The organism is Aeromonas sobria (assembly GCF_050266975.1).
Classification (GTDB): Bacteria; Pseudomonadota; Gammaproteobacteria; order Enterobacterales; family Aeromonadaceae; genus Aeromonas; species Aeromonas sobria_B.
Genome location: NZ_JBKISU010000168.1, coordinates 1 through 209, shown reverse-complemented (window position 1 = coordinate 209; position 209 = coordinate 1). Strand labels below are relative to the sequence as shown.

The following is a 209-nucleotide window of genomic DNA, read 5'->3' as shown; positions in this document are numbered from 1 at the left end:
CTGACGGTGCAGGCCGCGGCGATCTTGAATGCTGCGGCCGCCTTGCGAGAAGAGGCATTATTTTCCTGCATCCAGTGCAGTACCTCCTCTTTGAACTCAGCAGAGTAAGCCTTGGTCGTGATGGTCAAGCCAGCTTCACCACTGGCTTTCCAGTGCTCAGTCCAGCGGCGAACGGCGCCATGATCGACCCCAAACAGGGCGGCCGTCTT

General features: G+C 58.9%; 1 pseudogene. It reads right to left on the bottom strand.

The features are described from left to right. Positions 1-209 (bottom strand): annotated as a pseudogene (locus tag ACLHZ1_RS20955) (IS3 family transposase); the annotation flags it as partial.